1 pseudogene is annotated in these 230 nt (G+C 35.2%); it reads left to right on the top strand.

From position 1 onward, the window contains the following. A pseudogene (locus SCA31_RS25775) lies at window positions 1-230 on the top strand (TlpA family protein disulfide reductase); the annotation flags it as partial.

Below are 230 nucleotides of genomic sequence, written 5' to 3'. Positions count from 1 at the left end.
ATGATATGCTAGAAACATCATCATTATTAGGACCGGTATTGGTATCGTATCTTAATGCAGGTGGTAATACGAATGTCGGAGCTTCTGTGGATAAGCTTTTAGACCGTTTAAAAGTAGAAACACCAAGAGGGCAAACTGTTTTATCAGAGCTTATTGACATTTTTGATGTCTATGAGATGGATGAATTTAAAACTAAATATCTGAACCTCGCTAAAAACCTTAAATGTACC

The sequence above is a fragment of the Chryseobacterium sp. SIMBA_028 genome, from assembly GCF_046535285.1.
Classification (GTDB): domain Bacteria; phylum Bacteroidota; class Bacteroidia; order Flavobacteriales; family Weeksellaceae; genus Chryseobacterium.
This window is presented reverse-complemented; position numbering and strand designations above follow the sequence as displayed.